Source organism: Pseudarthrobacter sp. AL07 (genome assembly GCF_029960665.1).
Classification (GTDB): Bacteria; Actinomycetota; Actinomycetes; order Actinomycetales; family Micrococcaceae; genus Arthrobacter.
Genome location: NZ_JASBRB010000001.1, coordinates 293,736 through 314,706, shown reverse-complemented (window position 1 = coordinate 314,706; position 20,971 = coordinate 293,736). Strand labels below are relative to the sequence as shown.

Sequence of the window (20,971 nt, the reverse complement as noted above, 5' to 3'; positions counted from 1 at the left end):
ACACCGCCGCAACAGTCCGTGGCCCGGCCAGGCCGGTTAGCCGCGCTTTCCGTCGAAGAAGTCCTGGGCCTCGTCGCGGCTGTCCGGCTGGTCCGCGGTGGAATGAACCGGTGCGGCCTTCACCGGGGCAGCTGCCGTGGCAGCTGCCGTGGCAGGCACCGTAGCGGCCTCATCGGCGACGTCGGCATCGACCTCAACATCCTCGTCGTCAAAATCCTCAACGTCGTCGGCGTCGCTGTCGTCAGGCGCTGACCCGCCAGCGGCCAAGGCAGTTACGGAAACAACAGGGTCGGCGAAACCACGGAAGACCAGCCCGGCGATGGCCGCGCCCGCCAAGGGAGCCACCCAGAAGAGCCACAGCTGCTCAAGGGACCAGCTGGAGCTGAAGAGGGCCGAGGCCGTAGCGCGGGCGGGGTTGAACGGCGCATTGCCCACGGACAGGCCCAGCTGCAGCAGGACGGCGAAGGCAAGGCCCACAGCTACGGCGGCTGCCGACTTGTTGACGTTGTTGCGCGCAGTGGTGCCCAGGAAGACTGCAACCAGGATGGCGGCCCCAAGTACTTCCAGCAGGAGCACGCCGGCGAGGGGCGCCTGGATGATGGAATGTTCGCCGAATCCGGCGGTCACGGTGTCGAACGCCGTTCGGCTGTCCTGGATGCCGGGCAGCGTCCGCAGGATGCCAAAGAGTGCGAGGGCGCCCAGGAGCGCGCCCACCAGTTGCGCGCCGATGTACGCGGCGGCGTCACCGAGCCGGATCCGGCCGGCGACGGCGTGGCCAACGGTCACCGCCGGGTTGAAGTGTCCGCCGGAAACGTAGCCGAAGGCCAGCATCGCCGCGGTCACTGCCAGGCCTGCTGCGAGCGCGGCCGGCAGCGGGCTGGACTGCGGGATGGAGAACAGCGGGACGCCCAGGCCTGCCACCACGATGAAAAGGCTGCCAAAGGCTTCCGCAGACAGCCTGGACACAAGCCCGTGCCGGATTTCGCCACCGCTGCCGGCAGTCAGCCCGGAGGCGGGATCACGGTGGACGGGCACAGGCGTGGTCATGGTGGGGAAATCCTTATCGTTGGGGTTTGGTGCCTTTGCATTCTGCGAAGGGATTCTGGGCGTTGGCTGAATCCGAGCTTAGTGGACGGACGGCGTGGCACCCCCGGCGAGTTCCACCGCCGCCCGCGCGGTAAATTTACTGTCATGAGCATCGAACCGGGCGCCGTTGCCGCACCCCCGCTGAAGTCCCGCATCCACGGCTGCCTCCTGGGCGGCGCCTTGGGCGACTCGCTGGGCTACGCGGTGGAGTCCGTCTCGATCGAGGCCATCCGCCGGCGCTTCGGCCCGGCGGGCCTGACGGACCTGGCAGGGCTCGACGGCGGCAGTCACTTTTCGGACGACACGCAGCTGACGCTGTACACCGTGGACGGGCTGGTGGAGGTGCTCGAATGGGCCAATGACGGCGTGGGTGCCGACGCGAACGCCTGCGTGTGGCTGGCCTATCTCCGCTGGTTGGCCACCCAGGGTGAGTCCTTACCGCCGCAGGCCCCGGCGCAGCCGCCGCGGTGGATCGACGGCCATGAGGTCCTGAGGCACCGCCGCGCTCCGGGAAACGCGTGTACCAGCGGGTTGGCCACCGGGGAGATGGGCACGGTTTACCGGCCGGTGAACCCGGATTCGAAGGATCGCGGAACGGTGATGAGGTCGGCACCGTTCGGCCTGATTCCCTACATAGGGTCCGACGCCGTCTATAAGTTGAGTGCCGACGCCGCCTCCCTGACGCACGGTCATCCGTCCGCACGGCAAAGTGCCGGCAGCTTCAGCCTGCTGATCCACCGCCTGGTGGCCGGTGATACGCTGGCGGACGCGGCAGCGGCGGTCGTGGAGGAGGTGCGTGGCCTGAAGGATGTGGCGGCGGAACTTCCCGAGCGGCTTGAAGCGGCCATCCGCTGTGCGGGAACAGGCGTCCTGTCGCCGGAGGAACTGGTTCGGCAGCTCGGCGGGGGCTGGGTCGCGGAGGAGGCGTTCGCCGTCGGGCTTTACGCTGTCCTGGCCACAGCGCCGGATGCGGACTCCACACTGTCGCCGGAAGACCATTTCCGGGCAGCCGTGGCGCTGGCCGTCAACCACAGCGGCGCCAGCGATACCACGGGATCCATCGCGGGAAACATCCTGGGCGCCTACTACGGCGAAGAGTGCCTGCCCCCGGAGTGGCTCGATGCCCTCGAAGGACCGGACGTTATCCGCGGCATGGCCGATCTGCTGGTGGGCGTTACGTCCGCCTAAGCTGGAGATTGTTGCAGGCCTCGCAGATGTCCTCCGGGATCAGGCCCCGGCGCTGGAGCACTCCGAAGATAACGCAGCCCAGGCAGAATCCGGCGAAGGCCTCCAGCGAGGCAGCCGCTATGAGTACCGCGAGCATAATCCACGCTGCCGGGGCGGCGCCGGCAAGGAACAGGATCAGCGCCGTGGTGGAGACTACAGTCCCCATGCCCTGGGCAAAACGCTTGGGCGGTCCGGGAACCAGGCGAACGCGGCCCAGCCGGGGTGCCAGGACCTTGACGGAGAGCAGGGCCAGCGGCGAAATCCGTGGGCCGAAGAGCACCCGCAGCCAGAAGCCGGCGGCAATCAGCACCAGTCCCCACACGGACCCGCTCAGCAGTGTGGCGCCCGCGAGGAGCACCACCAGGCCGGCGGTGATCCGGGCCGCGTATTCATTGACGGGGTTGGGAAAGGCGAACACGGCGGACCAGTTGATTCCGGTTGTTTGGCCGTCCGTTAGTTTGCTCATCCTGCAAGGCTAGGAGCCAGGCACGCCGCAGGGAAGATTTGTTGCGCCGGATGAACGCAGGGCCGGATAAACGCAGGGCCGGATCCGTGCAGCCGGAATCACCGCATGCGGACAAAGCGTGCTGCTCAGCCGCCCACCATCTGCAGGAACTCGCCTTCGGAGAGCACTTCAATGGGCTGGCCGCGATCGTGGAGCTCCAGGACACGCCGGGCCTTGCCGGTCAGCCTGCCGGACCGCAGGTCCGCGGCCACAAAGCCGTCACCCACCACCAGCACCGTGGTGCGGGCCGTCACCCGGCTTTCCGGCCGGGCACCCAGCTCGGCCGAACGCACCTTCGCTTCCGGCCGGGCCATGGCGAGCTCGCCGGTGAAGACAACGGTCTGGCCATACAGCGGGTGGGAGGGTTCGGCGTCGGCATTGGGCACTGGGTTCTCGCCCTCCTCCGGCCACCCGGACACGAGCGGGCGGACCAGCGCTGCGCTGTTTCCCCCAGCGGCGCCGGCAAGTGCAGTAAGGCTGGCTTTGGACAGGACATCGTGCGCCGGGTCAAAAGCCGCCTGATGCGGCAGGATCAGACCCAGCGACAGGTAGAGCTCGGCAATGCTGTTGGCATTGTTCCGCGCAGCGATATCGATCAGGATGCCGGCGCAGGCCCGGGCGTCCTCTGCGGCGTCGTGATGGTTGACCAGCGGCACGCCGGCTTCCTCCGCGGCGAACGGCAAGGAATTGGAGACCAGGGAGTAGCAGCGCCGGGCCAGCATCACCGTGCAGACGTAATCGTAGGCAGGCCCGGGCAGGCCGGAGACCTCAAGCCCGGACCGGATCACGCCCAGGTCAAAGGCCGCGTTATGCGCCGCCAGGATGTCGCTGCCGATAAAGGCACCAATCTCCGGGAACAGCTCACCGAAACGGGGACGGCCGGCCACGTCCGTAGCCTTGATGCCATGGACCCTGACGTTGTGGTACTCGAAGTGGTCGTGGTTGACCGGCGGACGCATCAGCCACGACGCCTCATCCACCACGCGCCCGCCCCGGACTTTCGTCAGGCCAACAGCGCACGGTGAACCCCGGAAGCCATTGGCCGTCTCGAAGTCGATCGCCGTAAAGTCCAAACCCACGGCCCATACTTTACCGCCGGACATGGCCGCTCCGTGTCACCGGGGCGGCCCTGTCGCGCAGATCACGCGCTCGACGCCGGGTGGCGGGGTTGGGGAACCGCCCGCCGCAGCGTGAGGTGCTGATGCAACAGGGACGCCCAGGTGCGTCAAGTACCCTGAGGAGGTGAACTTTCTTGCGATCAGCGACCTTGCCGCGCCCATGCTGGGTGGTGCAGGACCGGTCCAGCCGCAGCTGGCCTCCTTCCTGCCCGACTGGCTGAACCCCCAGATTTTCCTGGCCGATCCCGCACTAGCGCCCTGGGTGGTGCTGCTGGTCTGCGGAATTGTCTTCGCGGAGACGGGCCTGCTGGTGGGATTCTTTCTTCCCGGGGACTCGATGCTGTTCACGGCAGGGCTGCTGGTGGCAACGGACACCATCCAGTTCAATGTCTGGCTCCTGGCGCTCCTGATCACTATTTCCGCCATCATCGGCAACCAGACCGGCTACCTGATCGGCTCCAAGGCCGGCCCGGCCATCTTCAACAAGCCGAACTCCCGCCTCTTTAAGCGCGAAAACGTCGAGAACGCCCACGCTTTCTTCGAAAAGCACGGCGGCAAGGCCCTGATCCTGGCCCGCTTCGTGCCGATCATCAGGACCTTCGTGCCTGTGATCGTCGGCGTGGCCCGGATGGACAAGAAAAAGTTCTTCCTGTTCAACGTGATCGGCGCGGTCCTGTGGGGCAGCGGCGTCACATTGTTGGGCTACCTGCTCGGTGACAGGGTCCCGTGGGTCCGGGAGAACCTGGACATCATCTTTATCGTCATTGTGCTGGTGTCCGTGATTCCGATCGGCATCGAAGTACTCCGCGGCCTCTCGGCCAAGCGCCAGGCCGCCAGATTCGGCACCGATGCCGTCGACGAATTCATCGAAGAACACGCTCCCCACGAAGAGCGCAAGACGAACCTGGACTAACTCCCTGCAGCGCTGCTGGGCGGCGCTGCAGCCAAGGCAAAGCGAAGGGAGCCCCACCATGGTGGGGCTCCCTTCGCTGTTAAGGCGTTTCCGGAACGGCCTTACCGCCGCGCCAGCGCGTCGACAATGGCCGGCAGGAGGGCCCGGAAGGCCTGCCCTCGGTGGCTGATCGCGTTCTTTTCAGCCGCCGACAATTCAGCGCAGCTGCGGTCCTCGCCGGCCGGCTGCAGCACGGGGTCGTAACCAAAGCCGCCCTCACCACGAGGTTCGCGCAGCAGGGTCCCCTCAAGCTGGCCGTACTCCACCACTTCGCTGCTCCCGGCACCGGGTCCCGGAACCGCCAGGGCCGCTGCGCAGACAAACGCGGCCCCCCGGTGCCCGTCCGGGACATCCGCGAGCTGGTCCAGCAGGAGCCTCAGGTTGGCGGCGTCATCGCCGTGCCGGCCAGACCAGCGGGCGGAAAAGATTCCCGGTGCCCCGCCCAGCACGTCCACAGCCAGCCCCGAATCATCGGCAATGGCCACCAGGCCCGTGGCTTCGGCCACGGCCCGCGCCTTCAACAGTGAATTCTCGGCGAACGTGACACCGGTTTCGACGACGTCAGGCGCACCTGCCGCCGCGGCGTCCACTACCTGGGTGTCGACGTCGAGCCCGGGGACCTGTCCGCGCAGCAACTCGCGGAGCTCCTTGAGCTTGCCCTTGTTGTGCGTGGCCAGGACGAGGCGAAGCACGGGCGCGCTAGCGGATTCAGCGTTCATGGCGTTGCTGTTCACGGTGTTCGGGTTCACAGTGCGTCTGCCAGAGTTTCGCGCTGGATCGCCGCCAGCGCCGTGGTGCCCAGGAGGGCAAGGTCCAGCAGCTGGTCCAGCTCGGCGCGGTCGAAGGGTGCGCCCTCAGCGGTGCCCTGGACTTCCACGAACTTCCCGGAGCCGGTGACCACCACGTTCATGTCGGTTTCGGCGCGGACGTCCTCAACGTAGGGCAGGTCCAGCATAGGCACGCCGTCGATGATCCCCACCGAAACGGCTGCGATCGTGTCGATCAGAGGCTGGGCGTTCCGGGCGATCAGTTTGTTGTCGCGGGCGAACCGGATGGCGTCAGCCAGTGCCACGTAGGCGCCGGTAATGGCCGCGGTGCGGGTTCCGCCGTCGGCCTGGAGGACGTCGCAGTCCAGGACAATCGTGTTTTCTCCCAGGGCCTTGGTGTCAATGATGGAACGCAGCGAGCGTCCGATCAGCCGGGAAATCTCGTGAGTCCGCCCACCGATTTTCCCCCTGACCGATTCGCGGTCGGAACGGGTGTTGGTGGCCCGGGGAAGCATGGCGTACTCGGCGGTGACCCAGCCGCGGCCTTCACCCTTGAGCCAGCGCGGCACTCCCGCCGTCAGGGAAGCCGTGCACAGGACCCTGGTGTTGCCGAACTCGATGAGGGCAGATCCCTCGGCCTGCTTGGACCATCCGCGGGTGATGCTGATGGGGCGGAGCTGGTCGGGGGCGCGGCCATCGGCACGCACTACGGGCACTGCGGTTGCTTCAGAAGTCATGCCTTTAGCTTATCGACTCGCGGCGAGCAGTCCCGCCGCAGCCGGGGCAGCCAACCACGCAGGGCGGCGGACCCGGGAAGCATTGGATCAGACGGTGTAGTGCACACCGGCCACGGCTACGGCGACATCGCCGCCGAATACGGGGCGCGCTTCGGCCATAACAGTGGTGGGCGACGTCCAGACGGGGATGTGCGTGAGCAGCAGCCGGCGTGCGCCTGCGCTCTCAGCCGCCTGACCGGCGCGCTTTCCGGTCAGGTGGACATCCTTGATGTCATCGTCGCGGCCTTCTTCAAACGCGGCCTCGCACAGGAACAGGTCAGCGTCCTTTGCCGCTTCCTCCAGCCCGGCACAGGAATCGGTGTCCCCGGAATATGTCAGGACCCGGCTGACCAGGTTGCCCTGCTTGTCCGGTTCGGTCACTTCCACCCGCAGGGCGTAGGCCTCCTCCACGGGGTGGTTCACCGCAAAGGGCGTCACCGTGAACGGCCCCACAGTGACGGACTCCCGTTCGGTCCAGTTCGTAAAGTCGAATTCCTCGTGCATCCCCGGATCCAGCTCCAGGCCGTAGGCGGTGGCCATCCGGTCAGCCGTCGCGGCCGGCCCCCAGACCGGAATCCTGCCGCGTCCCCAGCCGCCGGGCTTCCAGCGGACCGCCACGTGCAGCCCGCACAGGTCCATGCAGTGGTCCGGGTGCAGGTGGGTGAGGAAGATCGCGTCGATGTCTTCAAGGTCTGTGTAGCGCTGGATGGCGCCCAGCGCTCCGCTGCCCAGATCCATCACGATCTTCCAGGTCCGCTCGCCGTCGTTGGCGGTCAGGAGGTAACAGGACGCCGGCGAGCCGGGGCCGGGAAAGGAGCCGGTGCAGCCGACGATGGTGAGCTTCACAGGACAGGACCTCCGGTCCGGTGGGCGCCTACAAAGTTCGAAATCCTGGGTCCCGACGACGGCTGCCGGGCGCTGGCGGCCTGCGCGGCAGCGATCATCTCGGGGGTGATCCTCGCCAGGCTGCCGGTGGGGTACTGGGCCGCCACGTGGTCCACGTGCCGGACGGACAGGACCTCCGGACCCAGGAACCGGCGGGCCAGCGTTTCGAACTGGCCAGCGTCACCGGTGGCGATGAAGTGGTGTTCCGGGGGTGACACGGCGGTGCGCTGCAGGTCGTGCGTGACAAGGGCCCGATACACGTCCTTGGCCGTTTCCTCGGCGCTGGACACCAGCGTGACGGCGTCGCCCATCACGAAGGAAATGACGCCGGTCAGCAGTGGATAGTGCGTGCAGCCCAGGACCACCGTGTCCACGCCGGCTGCTTTCAGCGGAGCCAGGTATTCTTCGGCGATGGCCAGCAGGGCGGGTCCGGTGGTGATCCCGGCCTCCACGTAGCTCACGAACTCCGGGCAGGCCACGGATGTGATCGCCAGATCCGGCGCGGCGGCAAACGTGTCTTCATAAGCCCGTGAACCAACGGTGGCAGAAGTACCGATGACGCCGACACGCCCGCTCCTGGTAGCGGCGACAGCCCGCCGGACGGCCGGCTGGATCACCTCGATGACGGGAATGCCATACTTCGCGGTGTACCGCTCCCGGGCGTCCCGCAGGACTGCGGCCGACGCCGAGTTGCAGGCAATGGTCAGCAGCTTGACGCCGGAGTCCACCAGTTCGTCCATCACGCCGAGTGCGTTCGCGCGGACTTCAGCGATGGGCAACGGCCCGTAGGGCCCGTTGGCGGTATCCCCCACATAGAGGATGGACTCGTTGGGGAGCTGGTCGATGATGGAACGGGCCACTGTCAGTCCGCCGACACCGGAATCAAAGACGCCGATGGGGCGGGACCCCACCTGGCCGGTGGTGCTGCTGGCTGGGGAGTCCGATGCGACTGCGACTGACGGATCCATGCTCGAGGCTGTAGTCATGATTATTCGAGGATAGGTCTTCCCCGGGGCCGCATTCATCACATTGTGGCGCCCGACTCATGTCAAATTTGTCACATTGGGGGTAATATTCCGGAACTGGACAGCAGGTCAGGCCCGGGAACCCAGGGACTGGAGCATGGCCTGGACCAGGGATTCCTGCAGCCACGTGGTGAAGTTGTACACCAGGGCGAGGTAGCTTTCCACGTCCTCGGCCTGGGACCAGTCCTGCATCAAATGCACGTGTTGGGCGTCCTCTTCATCCCGGATGTCCAGGCGCTCCGCCAGCACCAGGCGCACGTCATTCAATGCCATGGACCAGAGCCTGGCTCCTTCTGCGGTGAGGACCACCTCGTCTTTGTCCAGGTCCAGCGCGGCGGCGCGCAGCGCGCCGATCTTGGTTTCCCGCAAGGAGCGCTCGGTGAGCTGGCGGAACTCCAGGGACGCACCGTCGTCGTTGTTCATCACGTTGGGCAGCAACCGCTTAACCGCACGGTCCGTCGGTTCCTGGACATCCATGTCCAGTCCGATCAGGGCGGCCAGCGGATCCTGGCTGGCGTGCTCGGCCGGCTGGAGCATGGAGATGACATCATCCATCAGGCTGCGGAGCAGTTCCCGTTCGGCTGGCTCCAGGAACCCGGTGATGCCCTTGAGCCCGTACTTGAATGCCTTAGCCACGTTTCCCCTTGCCCTGCCCGGACCCGCCGGACTTTCCTGTGTTTCTGGAGTTTCCACCATTCCCGCCGGCGGCCTTCTCCACGGTGGCCCAGAGGCCGAAACCGTGCATGGCCACGGCATGCCGCTCCACCTGTTCCTTGCTGCCGTGGGCAACAATGGATCGGCCCTTTTTATGGACTTCCATCATTAGCTTGTTGGCTTTGGACTCGGAGTAGCCGAAATAGCTTTGGAAAACATAGCTGACATAGCTCATCAGGTTGACGGGATCGTTCCAGATCACCAGGTTCCACGGGATGTCCGGGGCAGTCAGGGAGTCGGTGGACGCCTCTGTCCCGGTCCGGGTGCCCTCCTGTGTATCAGGGCCGAGCGCAACACTTAAGGTCATCTGTCCATTCTATGGCGAGTATGGGCCCACGCCGGCGAGGGCCCCGCGGCGAAGCGAAGCGAGACGGGGGAGCCGGTGGGGACTAGAGTGAATTTCGTGAGTACCTCCGCCGGCTGGGACCATCCCCGCACGTCCTTTTACACAGACCACTACGAACTGACCATGCTGCAGGCGTCGCTGCATTCGGGCGCCGCGCACCGCCGGTCCGTCTTCGAGGCCTTTGCCCGGCGCCTGCCCGACGGCCGGCGGTACGGGATTGTGGCGGGAACTGGCCGGCTGCTGGAAGGCATCGCCGACTTCCGGTTCGGCGAAGCGGAACTGGAGTTCCTGGCCCGGACCGGCGTAGTCAACCAGGACACCCTGGACTACCTGGCGACCTACCGGTTTTCCGGTGACATCTGGGGCTACCCGGAGGGCGAGGCGTACTTCCCCAACTCCCCCATCCTGATTGTCGAATCAACGTTTGCCGAAGCCTGCATGCTGGAGACCTACCTGCTCTCGGTCCTGAACCATGACAGTGCCATCGCATCCGCCGCATCCCGCATGATCACCGCGGCCGGCAACCGGCCCTGCATCGAGATGGGGTCCCGCCGCACGCACGAGGAATCCGCAGCCGGGGCCGCCCGCGCCGCCGTCATCGCCGGTTTCGACAGCACTTCCAACCTTGAGGCCGGCATCCGCTACGGCATCAAAACGGTGGGCACCGCCGCGCACTCCTTCACACTCCTGCATGACACCGAGCGGGACGCCTTTGAGGCGCAGATCGCTGCCCTCGGTCCCGGCACCTCGCTGCTCGTGGACACGTACGACGTCGAAGCGGCGGTGCGTGCCGCCGTCGAGTTGGCGGGGCCCAAACTGGGCGGCGTCCGGCTGGACTCCGGGGACCTCGTGGCCCAGGCCCAGTGGGTCCGGCAGCTGTTGGACGAGCTCGGCAATGTGAACACCAAGATTGTGGTTACCTCGGACCTGGACGAGTTCGCCATCGCCGCTCTGCAGTCGGCGCCGGTGGATTCGTACGGGGTGGGCACATCCCTGGTTACCGGCTCGGGGGCACCCACAGCGAGCATGGTCTACAAGCTCGTCAGCCGGACCGACGACGCGGGCAACTTCGTCTCCGTGGCGAAGGCGGCCAAGAACAAAACCAGCAAGGGCGGACGGAAGTACGCACTGCGCAAGCTCAACGAGCGGGGGGTTGCTACCCAGGAAATTGTGGGCATCGGCCACCGTCCCGAAGACGACGGCAACGACCGTCCACTGCTTCAGCAGTTTATGAAGAACGGCGAACTGCTGCCGGGCTGGACCGGACACGAGGGTGTGGTCCGCGCCCGCCAGCGGCACGCGGACACCATGGCCGAACTGCCCGGCGTCGTCAACCGCCTGCAGCGCGGCGAGCCTGCCATCCCCACCATCTACGAGGAGAACTGATGTCCCGCGCCCTGATCATCGTTGACGTGCAGAACGACTTCTGCGAGGGCGGCTCCCTGGCCGTGGCCGGGGGTGCCGATACTGCCGGGGCCATCAGCGAGTACGTGGACGCCCACCACAACGAGTTCGACCACATTATTGCCACCCAGGACTGGCACATCGATCCCGGGGCTCATTTTTCCGACACGCCCGACCTCAAGGACAGCTGGCCCCGGCACTGTGTGGCCGGCACGCGCGGAGCCGAACTCCATCCGGACCTGGACACCGAATACATTCAGGCCTACTTCCAGAAGGGCCAGTTCACCGCGGCGTATTCCGGCTTTGAGGGCCTGCTGGCCCCTGAGGACGCCGTCCCCACCGGGGAACGCCAGCCTGGTGCCATGCCCGCTGACGCAGCTGCCTACGCGCCGCCGGAGAACGCCATCGGGCTGGACGACTGGCTGCAAAGCCACGATGTGGAGGACGTTGTCGTCGTGGGGATTGCCACCGACTACTGCGTGATGGCGACCTCGCTGGATGCGGTCCAGGCCGGCTACTCCGTCACGGTCATCCGTTCACTGACCGCCGGCATCGCCGAGGACCTGGAGGATGCCGTCGCGGAGATGGAGCTCGGCGGCGTCGAAGTCTCCTGACGCCTGGCACCAGCCGCCTGATCCAGGACCAATAACAAGCATGGCCCGGGATGCAGAGCACCGGGCCATGCTGTGCCCCGGGCCGCTATTTCCGGCCGATGAACCAGTCCTGGAGCTTGCGCAGCCTAGACTGGAGCTGCTCCTCGTTCGCCTGCGCCACCGGCGGGCCGCCACAAACCGTCCGCAGCTTCGTGTGCACCACACCGTGGGGGGTTCCGGTCCGCGCCGACCAGGCCGCCACGTTTTTGGCCAGCTCGTTGCGCAGGTCCATCAGCATCCGGTGGTCCGGTATGGCCGGAGCCGCGGCGGCCGGCTCGGCTGCCGGTGCGCGCCTGTTTTTGCGGTTGAGCTGTTCGTGTTGGCGCTGCCGCAGCAGCGTCCCCACCTGTTCGGCGTCCAGCAGCCCGGGGATGCCCAGGAAGTCCAGTTCGTCCTCCGAGCCCACCTCTCCCCCGGTGCCGAACTCGCCGCCGTCGAACAACACCCGGTCGAAGGACGCCTGCGAGTCGAGGGCCTCGAACGTGCCCTTGGTGAGGCTGTCGGACGCCTTGTCCTCCCGGTTGGCCTCTTCCATCAGCGAGTCCTCGGGATTGAACAGGCCGTCGCTGTCCTCTTTCTCGGGTCGGTCCAGCGCGTGGTCGCGTTCGGCCTCCATCGAGTTGGCCAGGGCCATCAGCGTCGGCACAGACGGCAGGAAGACCGAAGCGGTTTCGCCGCGTTTCCGGGCACGCACAAAGCGGCCCACCGCCTGGGCAAAGAACAGCGGCGTGGAAGTGGATGTCGCATAGACGCCGACGGACAGCCGGGGCACGTCCACACCTTCTGACACCATCCGGACGGCAACCATCCACCGCTTCTCGCTCACGGTGAATTCCTCGATCTTGCTGGAGGCCTTGGCGTCGTCGGAAAGAATCACGGTGGGCGATTCGCCGGTGATCCGTTTCAGCTGCCCGGCGTAGGCCCTGGCGTCGTCGTGGTCCGTGGCAATGACCAGCCCGCCGGCGTCCGGAACCGTGCGGCGCACTTCGCTGAGCCGTTTGTCCGCCCCCGCCAGGACAGCCGGAATCCATTCCCCGGCCGGGTTCAGCGCCGTCCGCCACGCCTGCGACGTGATGTCCTTGGTGACCGAGGACTCGCCGAGGGAAGCCGCCATCTCCTCGCCGGCACTGGTGCGCCACCGCATCTGGCCCGAGTAGGCCATGAACATGACCGGGCGCACCACGTGGTCACGCAGGGCGTTGCCGTAGCCGTACGTGTAGTCAGCTTTCGAGCGCCGGATGCCGTCCTTGTCCTGGGCGTATTCAACAAACGGGATGGGCGACGTGTCGGAGCGGAACGGCGTCCCGGTCAGGGAGAGCCGCCGTGCCGCAGGGTCAAACGCTTCGCGGAGGCCATCGCCCCAGGACAGGGCTTCGCCGCCGTGGTGGATCTCATCAAGGATCACCAGAGTGCGGGCGGCCTCGGTCTTGGCCCGGTGCAGCATGGGCTTGCTCGCCACCTGGGCGTACGTGACAGCCACGCCAACAAAACCACGGCCGTGCTGGCCATCGGAGTTCTTGAAGTTGGGGTCGATGGCGATGCCCACCTTGGCCGCGGCGTCGGCCCACTGCCGTTTCAGGTGGTCCGTGGGCGCCACAATGGTGACCCGGTTGACCGCCCCGGATTCGATGAGCATGGAGGCCACGCGCAACGCGAAGGTGGTTTTGCCGGCCCCGGGAGTTGCTACGGCCAGGAAGTCGCGGGGATCGGTCCTGAAGTAGAGGTCAAGGGCTTGCTGCTGCCAGGCACGGAGTTTTTGAGCGGTTCCCCAGGCTGCGCGTTCCGGATAAGCCGGTGGCAGGGTGGGGCCGCCAAAGAGCGTCTCCGTCACTACTTGTTATTGCCCGAGTCCCCTCCGGGACCCTTGCCGCCGTCATTGCCCGGGCGGAGGCCATCATAAACCTCTTTGCACATGGGGCACACCGGGAACTTCTGCGGATCCCGGCCCGGCGTCCACACTTTGCCGCAGAGGGCAATGACAGGATCACCCGTCAGTGCGGATTCCATGATTTTTTCCTTGCGCACATAGTGCGAGAAGCGTTCCCGGTCACCGGGCTCCACTTCCTGGCGCAACTCTTCGCGCTCGATGGTTGCCGTGGACGTTCCAGCCCCGGAAAGCTCGCGCATCGGGTCGTTCTCGAGAGGGTCCGTCATGCTAGTCATGGCATCCATCTTAGCGTCCCGGGAGGGCGGACGTTCGACGGCGGGAGGACCGTTTTGCACTCACCGCGCCGTTCGGCGCCGCCGGTTCCGCGCAACGCCGGGACCCGCCCGCCCGCAGCGTGTGGCCGGAATTACAGCTCCTGCCAGTCAGGTTTGTGATCGTACGTGTGCCGGTAGAAGTCGGCGAGCTTAAGCGACGACGCCGCGGCCTCATCCACCAGGATGGTGGCATGCGGATGGAACTGGAGGACCGAAGCCGGGCAGATGGAGGCAACGGGTCCTTCCACGAAGTCGCGGACCGCCGGCGCCTTCTGCGCCCCGGTAGCGATGAGGACAACGTGCCGTGCCTCGAGGATGGTGCCCAGACCCTGGGTCACCACGTGGTGCGGCACCTCTGCCAGGCTAGTGAAGAACCGGGCGTTGTCGCGGCGGGTCTGCTCGATCAGCGTTTTGATGCGGGTCCGGGATGCGAAAGACGAGCCAGGCTCGTTGAAGCCGATGTGGCCGTCCGTGCCGACGCCCAGGAGCTGCAGGTCTATGCCACCGGCTGCCCGCATGGCTTCTTCGTAGCCCCGGCAGGCGGCAGGAAGATCGACTGCCGAGCCGTCGGGCGTGTGGACGTTGCTTTCGGAGATGTTCACCCGGCTGGTGAATTCCCGCCGGATAACCTCCCGGTAGGACTCCGGGTGCCCGTGCACCAGGCCCACATATTCGTCCAGGGCAAAGGCCCGGACTTGGCTGAAATCCAGCCCGTCCCGCTGGTGCCGCGCCGCCAGCTCATCGTAGGCCGGAAGCGGTGAGGACCCTGTGGCCAGGCCCAGGACGGCATTGCGTTTGCGCCGCAGCAGGGCCTCAATCGTGTCAGCGGCCAGCATGCCGATCTGTTTGCTGCCTGGAAGGATGACGACTTCCATGTCCGGCCGCCTTTCTGGTGCTGTACGGAAATCAGCGGTTGATGGTCAGCTGGGCCAGCAGCTCAGGCCCACGGGCGTCAAGCCATTTTCCGCCCAACCTTACTCCGGCCACAAAAAGGCCAAGCCCCAGGAACAGGCCCACTGCAAGGTTGGCCCATCCGAAGAGGACATTCCCGGTAACAAGCTGGGCTATCCGCAGGACGATCTCCGGCAGAAGCAGCAGTCCCAGGATCCCCATGCCGGCAAACTGCACGGCCATGGTCTGGCCCACGTTGCCCGGAGGCTTCTTGAACGGGCTGTCGCCGGGCAACGGGACCGTGACGGTGTAGCGGGCCGACACCACGGACGACAGCCCCAGGCCCGTAAACAGGATGCCCAGGCTCAGGCCCAGCTGGCCCGGCAGGGCGTCCCAGCTGCCCGTGAAGAAGCACTGGCCCACGGCAAAAATCAATACCACCGGCAGAGCGAAGGCGAGGCAGGCGAGCGCCCGTCCAAGGCGGTCGTCGGCCCCCTTCACCCCAGTTGCCAGATGCAGGGCAAAAGCTGTGTTGTCGTAGGAGACATCCGCCGAGATGGACCAGGCCAGCAAGAACGCCGCCAGCGGCGCCGCGAAGGCCAGGGTCCCGTAGTCTCCGGTTCGGCTGCCCTGGAACACCAGCAGGATGGGCAGCAGCGGGACCACCACCAGGGAACCTGCGTACCGGGGATCGCGCAGCCAGTAAATCAGCGCCCTCGCCGTCACGGCACCGGCGGGTGTGGCCGGCATTAGGCCAAGCAGCCCCAGCTTTCCGCCCTTGCGGCTCCCGCTTCCGGCGTACGGCGGATTAACCAGGGCCCGCTCCAGGAGCAGCTTCCAGCACCACGCAAGGCCGGCGAGGGTGGCAAGGGCGACGAGGAGTTTAACCGCGGCCTCGACCGGCCGTCCGGCGGCGACATCGCCACCGAGGGACCACACCGCCCCCAGGGGCGTCCAGGACAGCGTGCCGGCCAGCTCCGGCAGGAAGCCTGTGGAGGCGGAAACACCCCGGCCCACCCCTGCGACGATCGGACCCATCAGGACCAGCGGAACCATAAACACGATGGCGCTGGCATCCTTGAACCGGCGCGACGCCGCGAGGCTTGCGGTTGCCGTAGTCACCACCCGGGAGAGCACGATGCAGCTCAGGACGCCGACGGCGGCACCCACCAGGGCGGCAACGGCCGGAAGGGGACCGCGGGCCCAGGTCCACACGGTGGCGAGTGCCACGAGCGCCGTGGCGATGCCGGGAATGCCAATCAGACCGCCAAGGGCCAGCCCCGTCAGGAGCTGCCGCATGGGAATGGCGGAGGTGGTGAAACGTGAAGGGTCCAGGGTCATGTCCACAGCGGATGCGGCCACGGGGACGATGCCCCAGCCCAGGAGGGCCGCCGAACCGCCGAGCACCACGACTGTCTGGGCCAGTTCCGGGTCGGCGCGGCGCAAGAGGACCAGTGCCACCACAAGTGCCCCCACCAGCCCCAGGGCATACAGCCCGCCGAAGGCCATGCCCACCAGTTGCCAGGGACTGCGCCGGAGACCGTTGCGGAGCAGGGTCAGCTTTAGCCTCAGAAGGTGCCCAACCATTCCAGGCCTTCCGTGTGGTTGCGTCCGCCCACCAGCTGCACGAACCTGTCCTCCAGGGACTCCCCTCCGCGGACCTCGTCCACGGTGCCGGCAGCGAGCAGCCGGCCTGCCGCAACGACGGCGACGTGGTCGCACATGCGCTGAACCAGGTCCATCACGTGGCTCGAGACGATCACCGTCCCGCCGGAGCCGACGTAGCGGTCCAGGATGCCACGGATATTCGACGCCGAGACCGGATCTACAGATTCGAAGGGTTCGTCGAGCACCAGCAGCCTCGGTGCATGGATCAGCGCCGAGGCGAGCGCAATCTTCTTGGTCATGCCGGCCGAATAGTCCACCACCAGATTCCCGGCGTCCGGCGCCAGGTCAAGGGCCTCCAGCAGTTCGCCCACCCGGACTGCGACCACATCCTTGTCCATGCCACGCAGCAACCCCGAGTAGGTGACCAGCTGTTCGCCGGTGAGCCGGTCAAAGAGGCGCACGCCGTCAGGGAGGATGCCCATCAGCTTCTTGGCCTCCAGCGGCCGTGCCCAGACATCCACGCCATGGACCACTGCCGTGCCGAAGTCAGGCCTCAACAGGCCGGTGGCCATCGACAGGGTGGTGGTCTTGCCGGCGCCGTTGGGGCCCACGATGCCAAAGAACGAACCCGCCGGGACGTCGAGGCTGATACCGTCCACGGCGATTTTTCCGCCGAAACGCTTGGCGAGGCCGCGGATAGACAAGGCAGGAACGGGCCCGGTATGCCCCACCGGATCAGAGTGGGGACCAGGATGCGGAGCAGTCATAACGCCAGCCTAGACCCAGGGCCCTGTCGACCGGGTCCACCCGCAGGAGTAGGGCCAAAGGCGTAGGCAAGCCTAGAACGAATGCCGCGGCAGTGCTCGTTCGTACTGTGGCGCCCAGGGGAGGTCATGCCCAAGTTCAAAAGCCGCCCGGAGCCACCAGTGCGGATCCCGGAGCGCGGCCCGGGCAATAAACACGCCGTCGGCCTGCCCTGTGGCCACCGCATGCTCCGCCTGGCCCGCGGAGGTCAGCAGCCCCACGGTGCCCGTGGGGACGCTGGCCTCCCGGCGGATGCGCGCAGAGAACTCCGTCTGGTAGCCCGGGCCCGGCTTGATGTCCTGATGGGCCACGGCTCCCCCGCTGGAGACGTCAATGAGGTCCACCCCGCGCTCCGCCGCCTGGGCGGCAAGCCGGACCGAAGCCTGGGCATCGACGCCGCCCGGCGCCCAGTCGGTGGCTGAAATCCTGAGGAGCAAGGGCATTGTTTCGGGGATGACGTTGCGGACAGCATCTACGACGGCGAGCATCAGCCGGTTGCGGCCAGCCTCGTCCCCGCCCCAGGAATCGGTCCGGGTGTTGATCAGCGGGCTTTGGAACTGATGCAGGAGGTAGCCGTGCGCGCCATGGATTTCCAGAGTGTCGAAGCCGGCGTCAACCGCCCGCACCGCGGCGGCCACGAAATCGGCAATAACGTCATGGATCTGCGCCTCGGTCATCGCGACGGGTTCGGCGTAGCCATCGAAGGCAAGCCCTGTAGGTCCCACCGTGGGCCAGCCGCCGTCGGAATCCGGGACGCTCCCCCGCTGCCCGGCGAACGGCCAGTAGGTGGACGCTTTCCGGCCGGCGTGCGCAAGCTGGGCACCGATCTTCGCTTCCGCGGCACCGTGGCGGTGCACAAAGGACGTGATCCGTTGCCAGGCCTCAGCCTGTTCGTCGTTGTACAGCCCGGCATCCCGCGGGCTGATGCGCCCTTCGGGGTTGACGGCCGCGGCTTCGGTGAGGATCAAGGCGGCGCCGCCCGCGGCGAAGGAGCCCAGATGCATCAGGTGCCAGTCGTTGGGAACCCCCGGGGCGCCGTCGGGACCGCAGCTGTACTGACACATCGGTGAGACCCAGCCGCGGTGCGTGAGGATCAGGGAACGGAGCTTGAGCGGCTGGAACAGGGCCGGCATTAGAACAGGACCCTGGCGAGTCCTTGGCGCGCCTTGGCAACGCGGGGATCGGAGGTGCCTACCACGTCAAAGAGCTCCAGGAGCCGTACCCGGGCGGTCTCCCGTTCCGGACCGAAGTTCCTGCCGATGAAGCTGACCATGCGGTTCAGCGCGTCCTCCACATGGCCGCCGGACACATCCAGGTCCGCCACGCCCAGCTGGGCGTCCAGGTTGTCTGGCTCGTTGGCGGCGACGATACGCAATGCTTCCGAGTCCTCGGCGGACAGCGGCTGGAGCCGGGCCATCAGCTCCACCTGGGCCAGCCCGGCCTTGGCCTCGGCGTCCGCGGGCATTTCCAGCAGGGCCTGGCGGTAGGCTACCGCTGCTGCCTCGTAGTCGCCTGCCTCGATGGCGTCGAAGGCGGCCTGGTGCAGCGGCGGGAGGGGTGCCGATTCGGTTTCCGGCGGCGTACCGCCCCCGCCGAGGCTGCCCGTGACGCCGTTGGCGGCCGCCACTTTGAGCAGTTCATCCAGGAGGGGCCGGATCTGGGCTTCCTCGGCGCCACCCTGGAACAGCGGTACAGGTTGGCCCTTGAGCACGGCGACGGCGGTAGGGACGGCCTCGACCTGGAATGCCTGTGCCAGTTGCGGGAAGGCTTCAATGTCCGCCGCCCCCAAAACGAGGCGACCGCCGTAACCGTTGATGACCCGCTCCAGCGAGTCGAGCATCGCGGCGGATTCCGGCGAATACGCCGCCCACAGCGCGAAGACCACCGGCACCTGGGCGGAAAGCTCCACGAGCTCCTGGAAATTGCCCTCGGTGACAGTGACCCGCAGCGGCGCCGCGCCGCCGTCGGGCGCTCCGGCACCTGCCTCGGGGGTGGCGCCTGTGTCGCCGGAAACAGGTGGATTTCCGGGAGCGGCGGGAGGTGCCTGGCGCTGTTTCAGGGCTGAAAGGTCGACGGCGCCACGCAGGTTAAGCAGGCTGGCAGCGGCTGGAGGGACTGGGCGGGAAGCTGGCGAACTCATGCTTTCCACTCTAGCCACTCCGGCCGCTGCCGGGGGTACTGCTTCAGGGACTGGACCCTTCGCGCCTACTTGAAGCTTGCGCCTACCAGCCCGCGCGTCGCGGCCACCAGCTTGATGGGATCCGTCGAACCTGCCGGCGGGACGTAGACAGCCATTGATTCAGCAAAGTTCAGCACCATGCCGGAGGTGGTCTCCTTGCCGCCGGCGAGCGCCGCGGCGTCGTCGCCGATGGTGAGCTTGTCACCGGAGGCCTTTGGCGTGCCATCAAAGGCGAAGTCGATCCGGCCCAGCACCAGCGCTCCGCCGTCAGCCGTCCGGAACACCACAGTGCTTTCCGGCACCACCTTGTGAGTAAAGGAGAAGTTGCCGTTTTCTCCCGACTTCACTACCTCGGCCTGGTAAGAAAGCGTGTCGGCGATGTAAGGCGAAGAAGCGCCCTCCACCAGCTTGTCCTTGAAACTCGACTCTGCGTTGCTCAGGCGGTCGGCCAGCCCGGCCAGGGCCTCTTCGCCGCTGTAGAGCAGGCCTGATTTGTCATTGGCGGCCAGGGTATCGGTGCCTTCCCTGCCGATGGCGGGGAACGTGGTCCCCGGCTGCAGCGGGGTGGTCTCGGTGAGCTTGTAGTTCTCCCGGGGCGAAGGCTGGACCAGGGTGAGGAGCTGCGGGACAACGTTGCCTTCGCCCTGTGTGACCGCAAGGACAGAACGGGGCCAGGTCCGGTCGCTGGTGACCACGGTAGTGAGGAGCTTGGTGGAACGGACAGGCATCCGGGCTTCATAGGTGCCCACCTGGGATCGGATCTTGTAGTTCTGGGTACGGACCTCAAGCTCCGTCCCCGCGACCCGCTCTGCAAGCTTGGCTGCGTCCTTGGCCGCATCGCCGGCGTCGGCGGCGCTGGAGACCTGCTCCAGGATTCTGCGGAACTGGGCATCCAGGAGGACCGGCGCGGCCGTCTGGGCGGCCTCCGGTGCCGCAGATCCGGTGGCGGGTGGCGGGGCGGGTGTGGTGGCCGCGTTCGCAGCAACACCCGTTCCGGCCATAACAAGGGCGGTCACTGCGGCGGTGAACATGCCGCCGGAAACCATGCCGAGCCGTGCCGTGGACTTCGCCTCAGCCTTGGCCCGGGCACGCCGGGCGAACAGGCTGCCCTTGCCGTCACCGTCGCGCTTGCGGGCGGACACGACCAGCAGGGCGACGCCGGCCAGGATCAGCAGGCCGCCAATCACCATGAGCGGGACGGCCCACGGGGTGGAGGTGTCGTTCGGGAACGTCATTGAGATCGACGAGGGTGCGGGCTTGGTGCCATCGGACGCCAGCAGCAGTGACCATTCGCCGTCGGCCGGCGGCGTCCACGAGTACTCCAGCTCACCGCTCGAGTTCTCAGTGGAAACCCAGAGATCGGATCCGGACGGATTCGGCGCCGTTGCGTCGCCATCGGTGTGCTCAACCTGCAGGGATTTGTTGTCCTCGGAAACCCCCATGATGGTGTTGTGGACCGTCGGGCCCACCCAGGCATCCACGTCGTCAGGCCGGCCGACGACGAGCAGGAAGTTGCCGTCGCCTTCGATTTTGATCTTCACCGTTCCGCCCTGCGCGGTGCGCAGGTTCTGGTCGATGACGGTCAGTGGAGCCTCCGCGGCATCTGCCGGGACGGAAGCCGTGAAGGTATCGGAGGGAGCCCAGATTGTCTTTTGGCCGATTCCGGCCAGAAGTGTCAGGAGGCCGAGCAGCACGAGTGCAACTGCAGTCTTGAAGCGCAAAGGAAACACCTATCATTCGCGGGGGTTTACTTTCAATAGTAACCGTTTTGTTACCAGAACCCCCGTTTGGGCGCCGGAGGCGTCCGGAAACAGGGCAGCCCAGGCGGC

General features: G+C 66.7%; 21 protein-coding genes. 4 read left to right on the top strand and 17 right to left on the bottom strand.

Features of this window, described 5'->3' with window-relative positions; all coding sequences use genetic code 11:
* Positions 1-36 precede the first annotated feature (36 nt).
* Positions 37-1,047 carry an aquaporin gene (locus tag QK290_RS01465; protein WP_282328977.1) on the bottom strand — a complete coding sequence of 337 codons (1,011 nt, stop codon included), beginning with the start codon at positions 1,045-1,047 and terminating at the stop codon, positions 37-39.
* A 144-nt stretch (positions 1,048-1,191) separates the two neighbouring features.
* On the opposite strand from QK290_RS01465, the gene QK290_RS01460 reads away from it, so the two are divergent.
* Positions 1,192-2,274 carry an ADP-ribosylglycohydrolase family protein gene (locus QK290_RS01460; protein ID WP_282328976.1) on the top strand — a complete coding sequence of 361 codons (1,083 nt, stop codon included), beginning with the start codon at positions 1,192-1,194 and terminating at the stop codon, positions 2,272-2,274.
* Here QK290_RS01460 and QK290_RS01455 read toward each other — a convergent pair.
* Positions 2,261-2,779, bottom strand: coding sequence for a DUF4395 domain-containing protein (locus QK290_RS01455; RefSeq protein ID WP_282328975.1), 519 nt, complete (start codon positions 2,777-2,779; stop codon positions 2,261-2,263). The two genes, QK290_RS01460 and QK290_RS01455, sit on opposite strands and share 14 nt — an antisense overlap.
* A gap of 125 nt (positions 2,780-2,904) precedes the next feature.
* Complete coding sequence (locus tag QK290_RS01450; protein ID WP_282328974.1) at positions 2,905-3,897, bottom strand: exonuclease domain-containing protein; 993 nt, start codon at positions 3,895-3,897, stop codon at positions 2,905-2,907.
* 178 nt (positions 3,898-4,075) lie between these two features.
* On the opposite strand from QK290_RS01450, the gene QK290_RS01445 reads away from it, so the two are divergent.
* On the top strand, positions 4,076-4,849 hold the full coding sequence (locus tag QK290_RS01445) for a VTT domain-containing protein (RefSeq protein WP_282329074.1): 774 nt from the start codon (positions 4,076-4,078) through the stop codon (positions 4,847-4,849).
* Between the two features lie 101 nt (positions 4,850-4,950).
* Here QK290_RS01445 and rdgB read toward each other — a convergent pair whose 3' ends face one another.
* The 6 genes from rdgB to clpS form a co-directional block, all read right to left on the bottom strand.
* Positions 4,951-5,607 (bottom strand): RdgB/HAM1 family non-canonical purine NTP pyrophosphatase, encoded by a 657-nt coding sequence (gene rdgB, locus QK290_RS01440; RefSeq protein WP_282329073.1) that lies wholly within the window; start codon positions 5,605-5,607, stop codon positions 4,951-4,953.
* A gap of 26 nt (positions 5,608-5,633) precedes the next feature.
* Entirely contained in the window at positions 5,634-6,392 is a 759-nt protein-coding gene (rph, locus tag QK290_RS01435; protein ID WP_282328973.1) for a ribonuclease PH, read from the bottom strand.
* Between the two features lie 87 nt (positions 6,393-6,479).
* Positions 6,480-7,277 carry an MBL fold metallo-hydrolase gene (locus QK290_RS01430; RefSeq protein WP_282328972.1) on the bottom strand — a complete coding sequence of 266 codons (798 nt, stop codon included), beginning with the start codon at positions 7,275-7,277 and terminating at the stop codon, positions 6,480-6,482.
* Positions 7,274-8,341 (bottom strand): glutamate racemase, encoded by a 1,068-nt coding sequence (gene murI, locus QK290_RS01425; protein ID WP_282328971.1) that lies wholly within the window; start codon positions 8,339-8,341, stop codon positions 7,274-7,276. The genes QK290_RS01430 and murI overlap by 4 nt, the downstream gene beginning before the upstream one ends.
* A 69-nt stretch (positions 8,342-8,410) precedes the next feature.
* Positions 8,411-8,977 carry a DUF2017 domain-containing protein gene (locus tag QK290_RS01420; protein WP_282328970.1) on the bottom strand — a complete coding sequence of 189 codons (567 nt, stop codon included), beginning with the start codon at positions 8,975-8,977 and terminating at the stop codon, positions 8,411-8,413.
* Positions 8,970-9,362 carry an ATP-dependent Clp protease adapter ClpS gene (clpS, locus tag QK290_RS01415; protein WP_282328969.1) on the bottom strand — a complete coding sequence of 131 codons (393 nt, stop codon included), beginning with the start codon at positions 9,360-9,362 and terminating at the stop codon, positions 8,970-8,972. The genes QK290_RS01420 and clpS overlap by 8 nt, the downstream gene beginning before the upstream one ends.
* 96 nt (positions 9,363-9,458) lie before the next feature.
* Between clpS and QK290_RS01410 the strand changes: the two genes are divergently transcribed.
* Positions 9,459-10,787 (top strand): nicotinate phosphoribosyltransferase, encoded by a 1,329-nt coding sequence (locus tag QK290_RS01410; RefSeq protein ID WP_282328968.1) that lies wholly within the window; start codon positions 9,459-9,461, stop codon positions 10,785-10,787.
* Entirely contained in the window at positions 10,787-11,419 is a 633-nt protein-coding gene (locus tag QK290_RS01405) for an isochorismatase family protein (protein ID WP_282328967.1), read from the top strand. Before QK290_RS01410 ends, QK290_RS01405 begins: the two co-directional genes overlap by 1 nt.
* 85 nt (positions 11,420-11,504) lie before the next feature.
* Here the strand turns inward: QK290_RS01405 and QK290_RS01400 are convergent, their stop codons facing one another.
* From QK290_RS01400 to QK290_RS01365, 8 genes are all read right to left on the bottom strand, one after another.
* On the bottom strand, positions 11,505-13,289 hold the full coding sequence (locus tag QK290_RS01400; protein WP_282328966.1) for a DEAD/DEAH box helicase: 1,785 nt from the start codon (positions 13,287-13,289) through the stop codon (positions 11,505-11,507).
* Entirely contained in the window at positions 13,289-13,630 is a 342-nt protein-coding gene (locus QK290_RS01395) for a DUF3039 domain-containing protein (RefSeq protein WP_056349372.1), read from the bottom strand. Before QK290_RS01395 ends, QK290_RS01400 begins: the two co-directional genes overlap by 1 nt.
* A gap of 122 nt (positions 13,631-13,752) precedes the next feature.
* The gene (nagB, locus tag QK290_RS01390; RefSeq protein ID WP_282328965.1) at positions 13,753-14,535 is read right to left on the bottom strand and encodes a glucosamine-6-phosphate deaminase; all 783 of its coding nucleotides are present in this window, start codon (positions 14,533-14,535) and stop codon (positions 13,753-13,755) included.
* A gap of 31 nt (positions 14,536-14,566) precedes the next feature.
* Positions 14,567-16,138, bottom strand: coding sequence for a transporter (locus QK290_RS01385; protein WP_282328964.1), 1,572 nt, complete (start codon positions 16,136-16,138; stop codon positions 14,567-14,569).
* Positions 16,120-16,926: an ABC transporter ATP-binding protein gene (locus QK290_RS01380; RefSeq protein WP_282328963.1), complete on the bottom strand. Its 807-nt coding sequence runs from the start codon at positions 16,924-16,926 to the stop codon at positions 16,120-16,122. The genes QK290_RS01385 and QK290_RS01380 overlap by 19 nt, the downstream gene beginning before the upstream one ends.
* Before the next feature lie 72 nt (positions 16,927-16,998).
* Positions 16,999-18,096, bottom strand: coding sequence for an NADH:flavin oxidoreductase/NADH oxidase (locus QK290_RS01375; protein ID WP_282328962.1), 1,098 nt, complete (start codon positions 18,094-18,096; stop codon positions 16,999-17,001).
* Entirely contained in the window at positions 18,096-19,103 is a 1,008-nt protein-coding gene (locus QK290_RS01370) for a tetratricopeptide repeat protein (RefSeq protein ID WP_282328961.1), read from the bottom strand. Before QK290_RS01370 ends, QK290_RS01375 begins: the two co-directional genes overlap by 1 nt.
* Before the next feature lie 65 nt (positions 19,104-19,168).
* Complete coding sequence (locus tag QK290_RS01365; protein ID WP_282328960.1) at positions 19,169-20,863, bottom strand: hypothetical protein; 1,695 nt, start codon at positions 20,861-20,863, stop codon at positions 19,169-19,171.
* Positions 20,864-20,971: the final 108 nt, after the last annotated feature.

What these genes read in the sequence shown, in the direction of transcription:
- QK290_RS01455 (WP_282328975.1), bottom strand. Translation starts at nt 2,779, where the DNA reads ATGAGCAAACTAACGGACGGCCAAACAACCGGAATCAACTGGTCCGCC.
- murI (WP_282328971.1), bottom strand. Translation starts at nt 8,341, where the DNA reads ATGAATGCGGCCCCGGGGAAGACCTATCCTCGAATAATCATGACTACA.
- QK290_RS01380 (WP_282328963.1), bottom strand. Translation starts at nt 16,926, where the DNA reads ATGACTGCTCCGCATCCTGGTCCCCACTCTGATCCGGTGGGGCATACC.
- clpS (WP_282328969.1), bottom strand. Translation starts at nt 9,362, where the DNA reads ATGACCTTAAGTGTTGCGCTCGGCCCTGATACACAGGAGGGCACCCGG.
- rdgB (WP_282329073.1), bottom strand. Translation starts at nt 5,607, where the DNA reads ATGAACGCTGAATCCGCTAGCGCGCCCGTGCTTCGCCTCGTCCTGGCC.
- QK290_RS01395 (WP_056349372.1), bottom strand. Translation starts at nt 13,630, where the DNA reads ATGGATGCCATGACTAGCATGACGGACCCTCTCGAGAACGACCCGATG.
- nagB (WP_282328965.1), bottom strand. Translation starts at nt 14,535, where the DNA reads ATGGAAGTCGTCATCCTTCCAGGCAGCAAACAGATCGGCATGCTGGCC.
- rph (WP_282328973.1), bottom strand. Translation starts at nt 6,392, where the DNA reads ATGACTTCTGAAGCAACCGCAGTGCCCGTAGTGCGTGCCGATGGCCGC.
- QK290_RS01405 (WP_282328967.1), top strand. Translation starts at nt 10,787, where the DNA reads ATGTCCCGCGCCCTGATCATCGTTGACGTGCAGAACGACTTCTGCGAG.
- QK290_RS01385 (WP_282328964.1), bottom strand. Translation starts at nt 16,138, where the DNA reads ATGGTTGGGCACCTTCTGAGGCTAAAGCTGACCCTGCTCCGCAACGGT.
- QK290_RS01375 (WP_282328962.1), bottom strand. Translation starts at nt 18,096, where the DNA reads ATGCCGGCCCTGTTCCAGCCGCTCAAGCTCCGTTCCCTGATCCTCACG.
- QK290_RS01370 (WP_282328961.1), bottom strand. Translation starts at nt 19,103, where the DNA reads ATGAGTTCGCCAGCTTCCCGCCCAGTCCCTCCAGCCGCTGCCAGCCTG.
- QK290_RS01465 (WP_282328977.1), bottom strand. Translation starts at nt 1,047, where the DNA reads ATGACCACGCCTGTGCCCGTCCACCGTGATCCCGCCTCCGGGCTGACT.
- QK290_RS01460 (WP_282328976.1), top strand. Translation starts at nt 1,192, where the DNA reads ATGAGCATCGAACCGGGCGCCGTTGCCGCACCCCCGCTGAAGTCCCGC.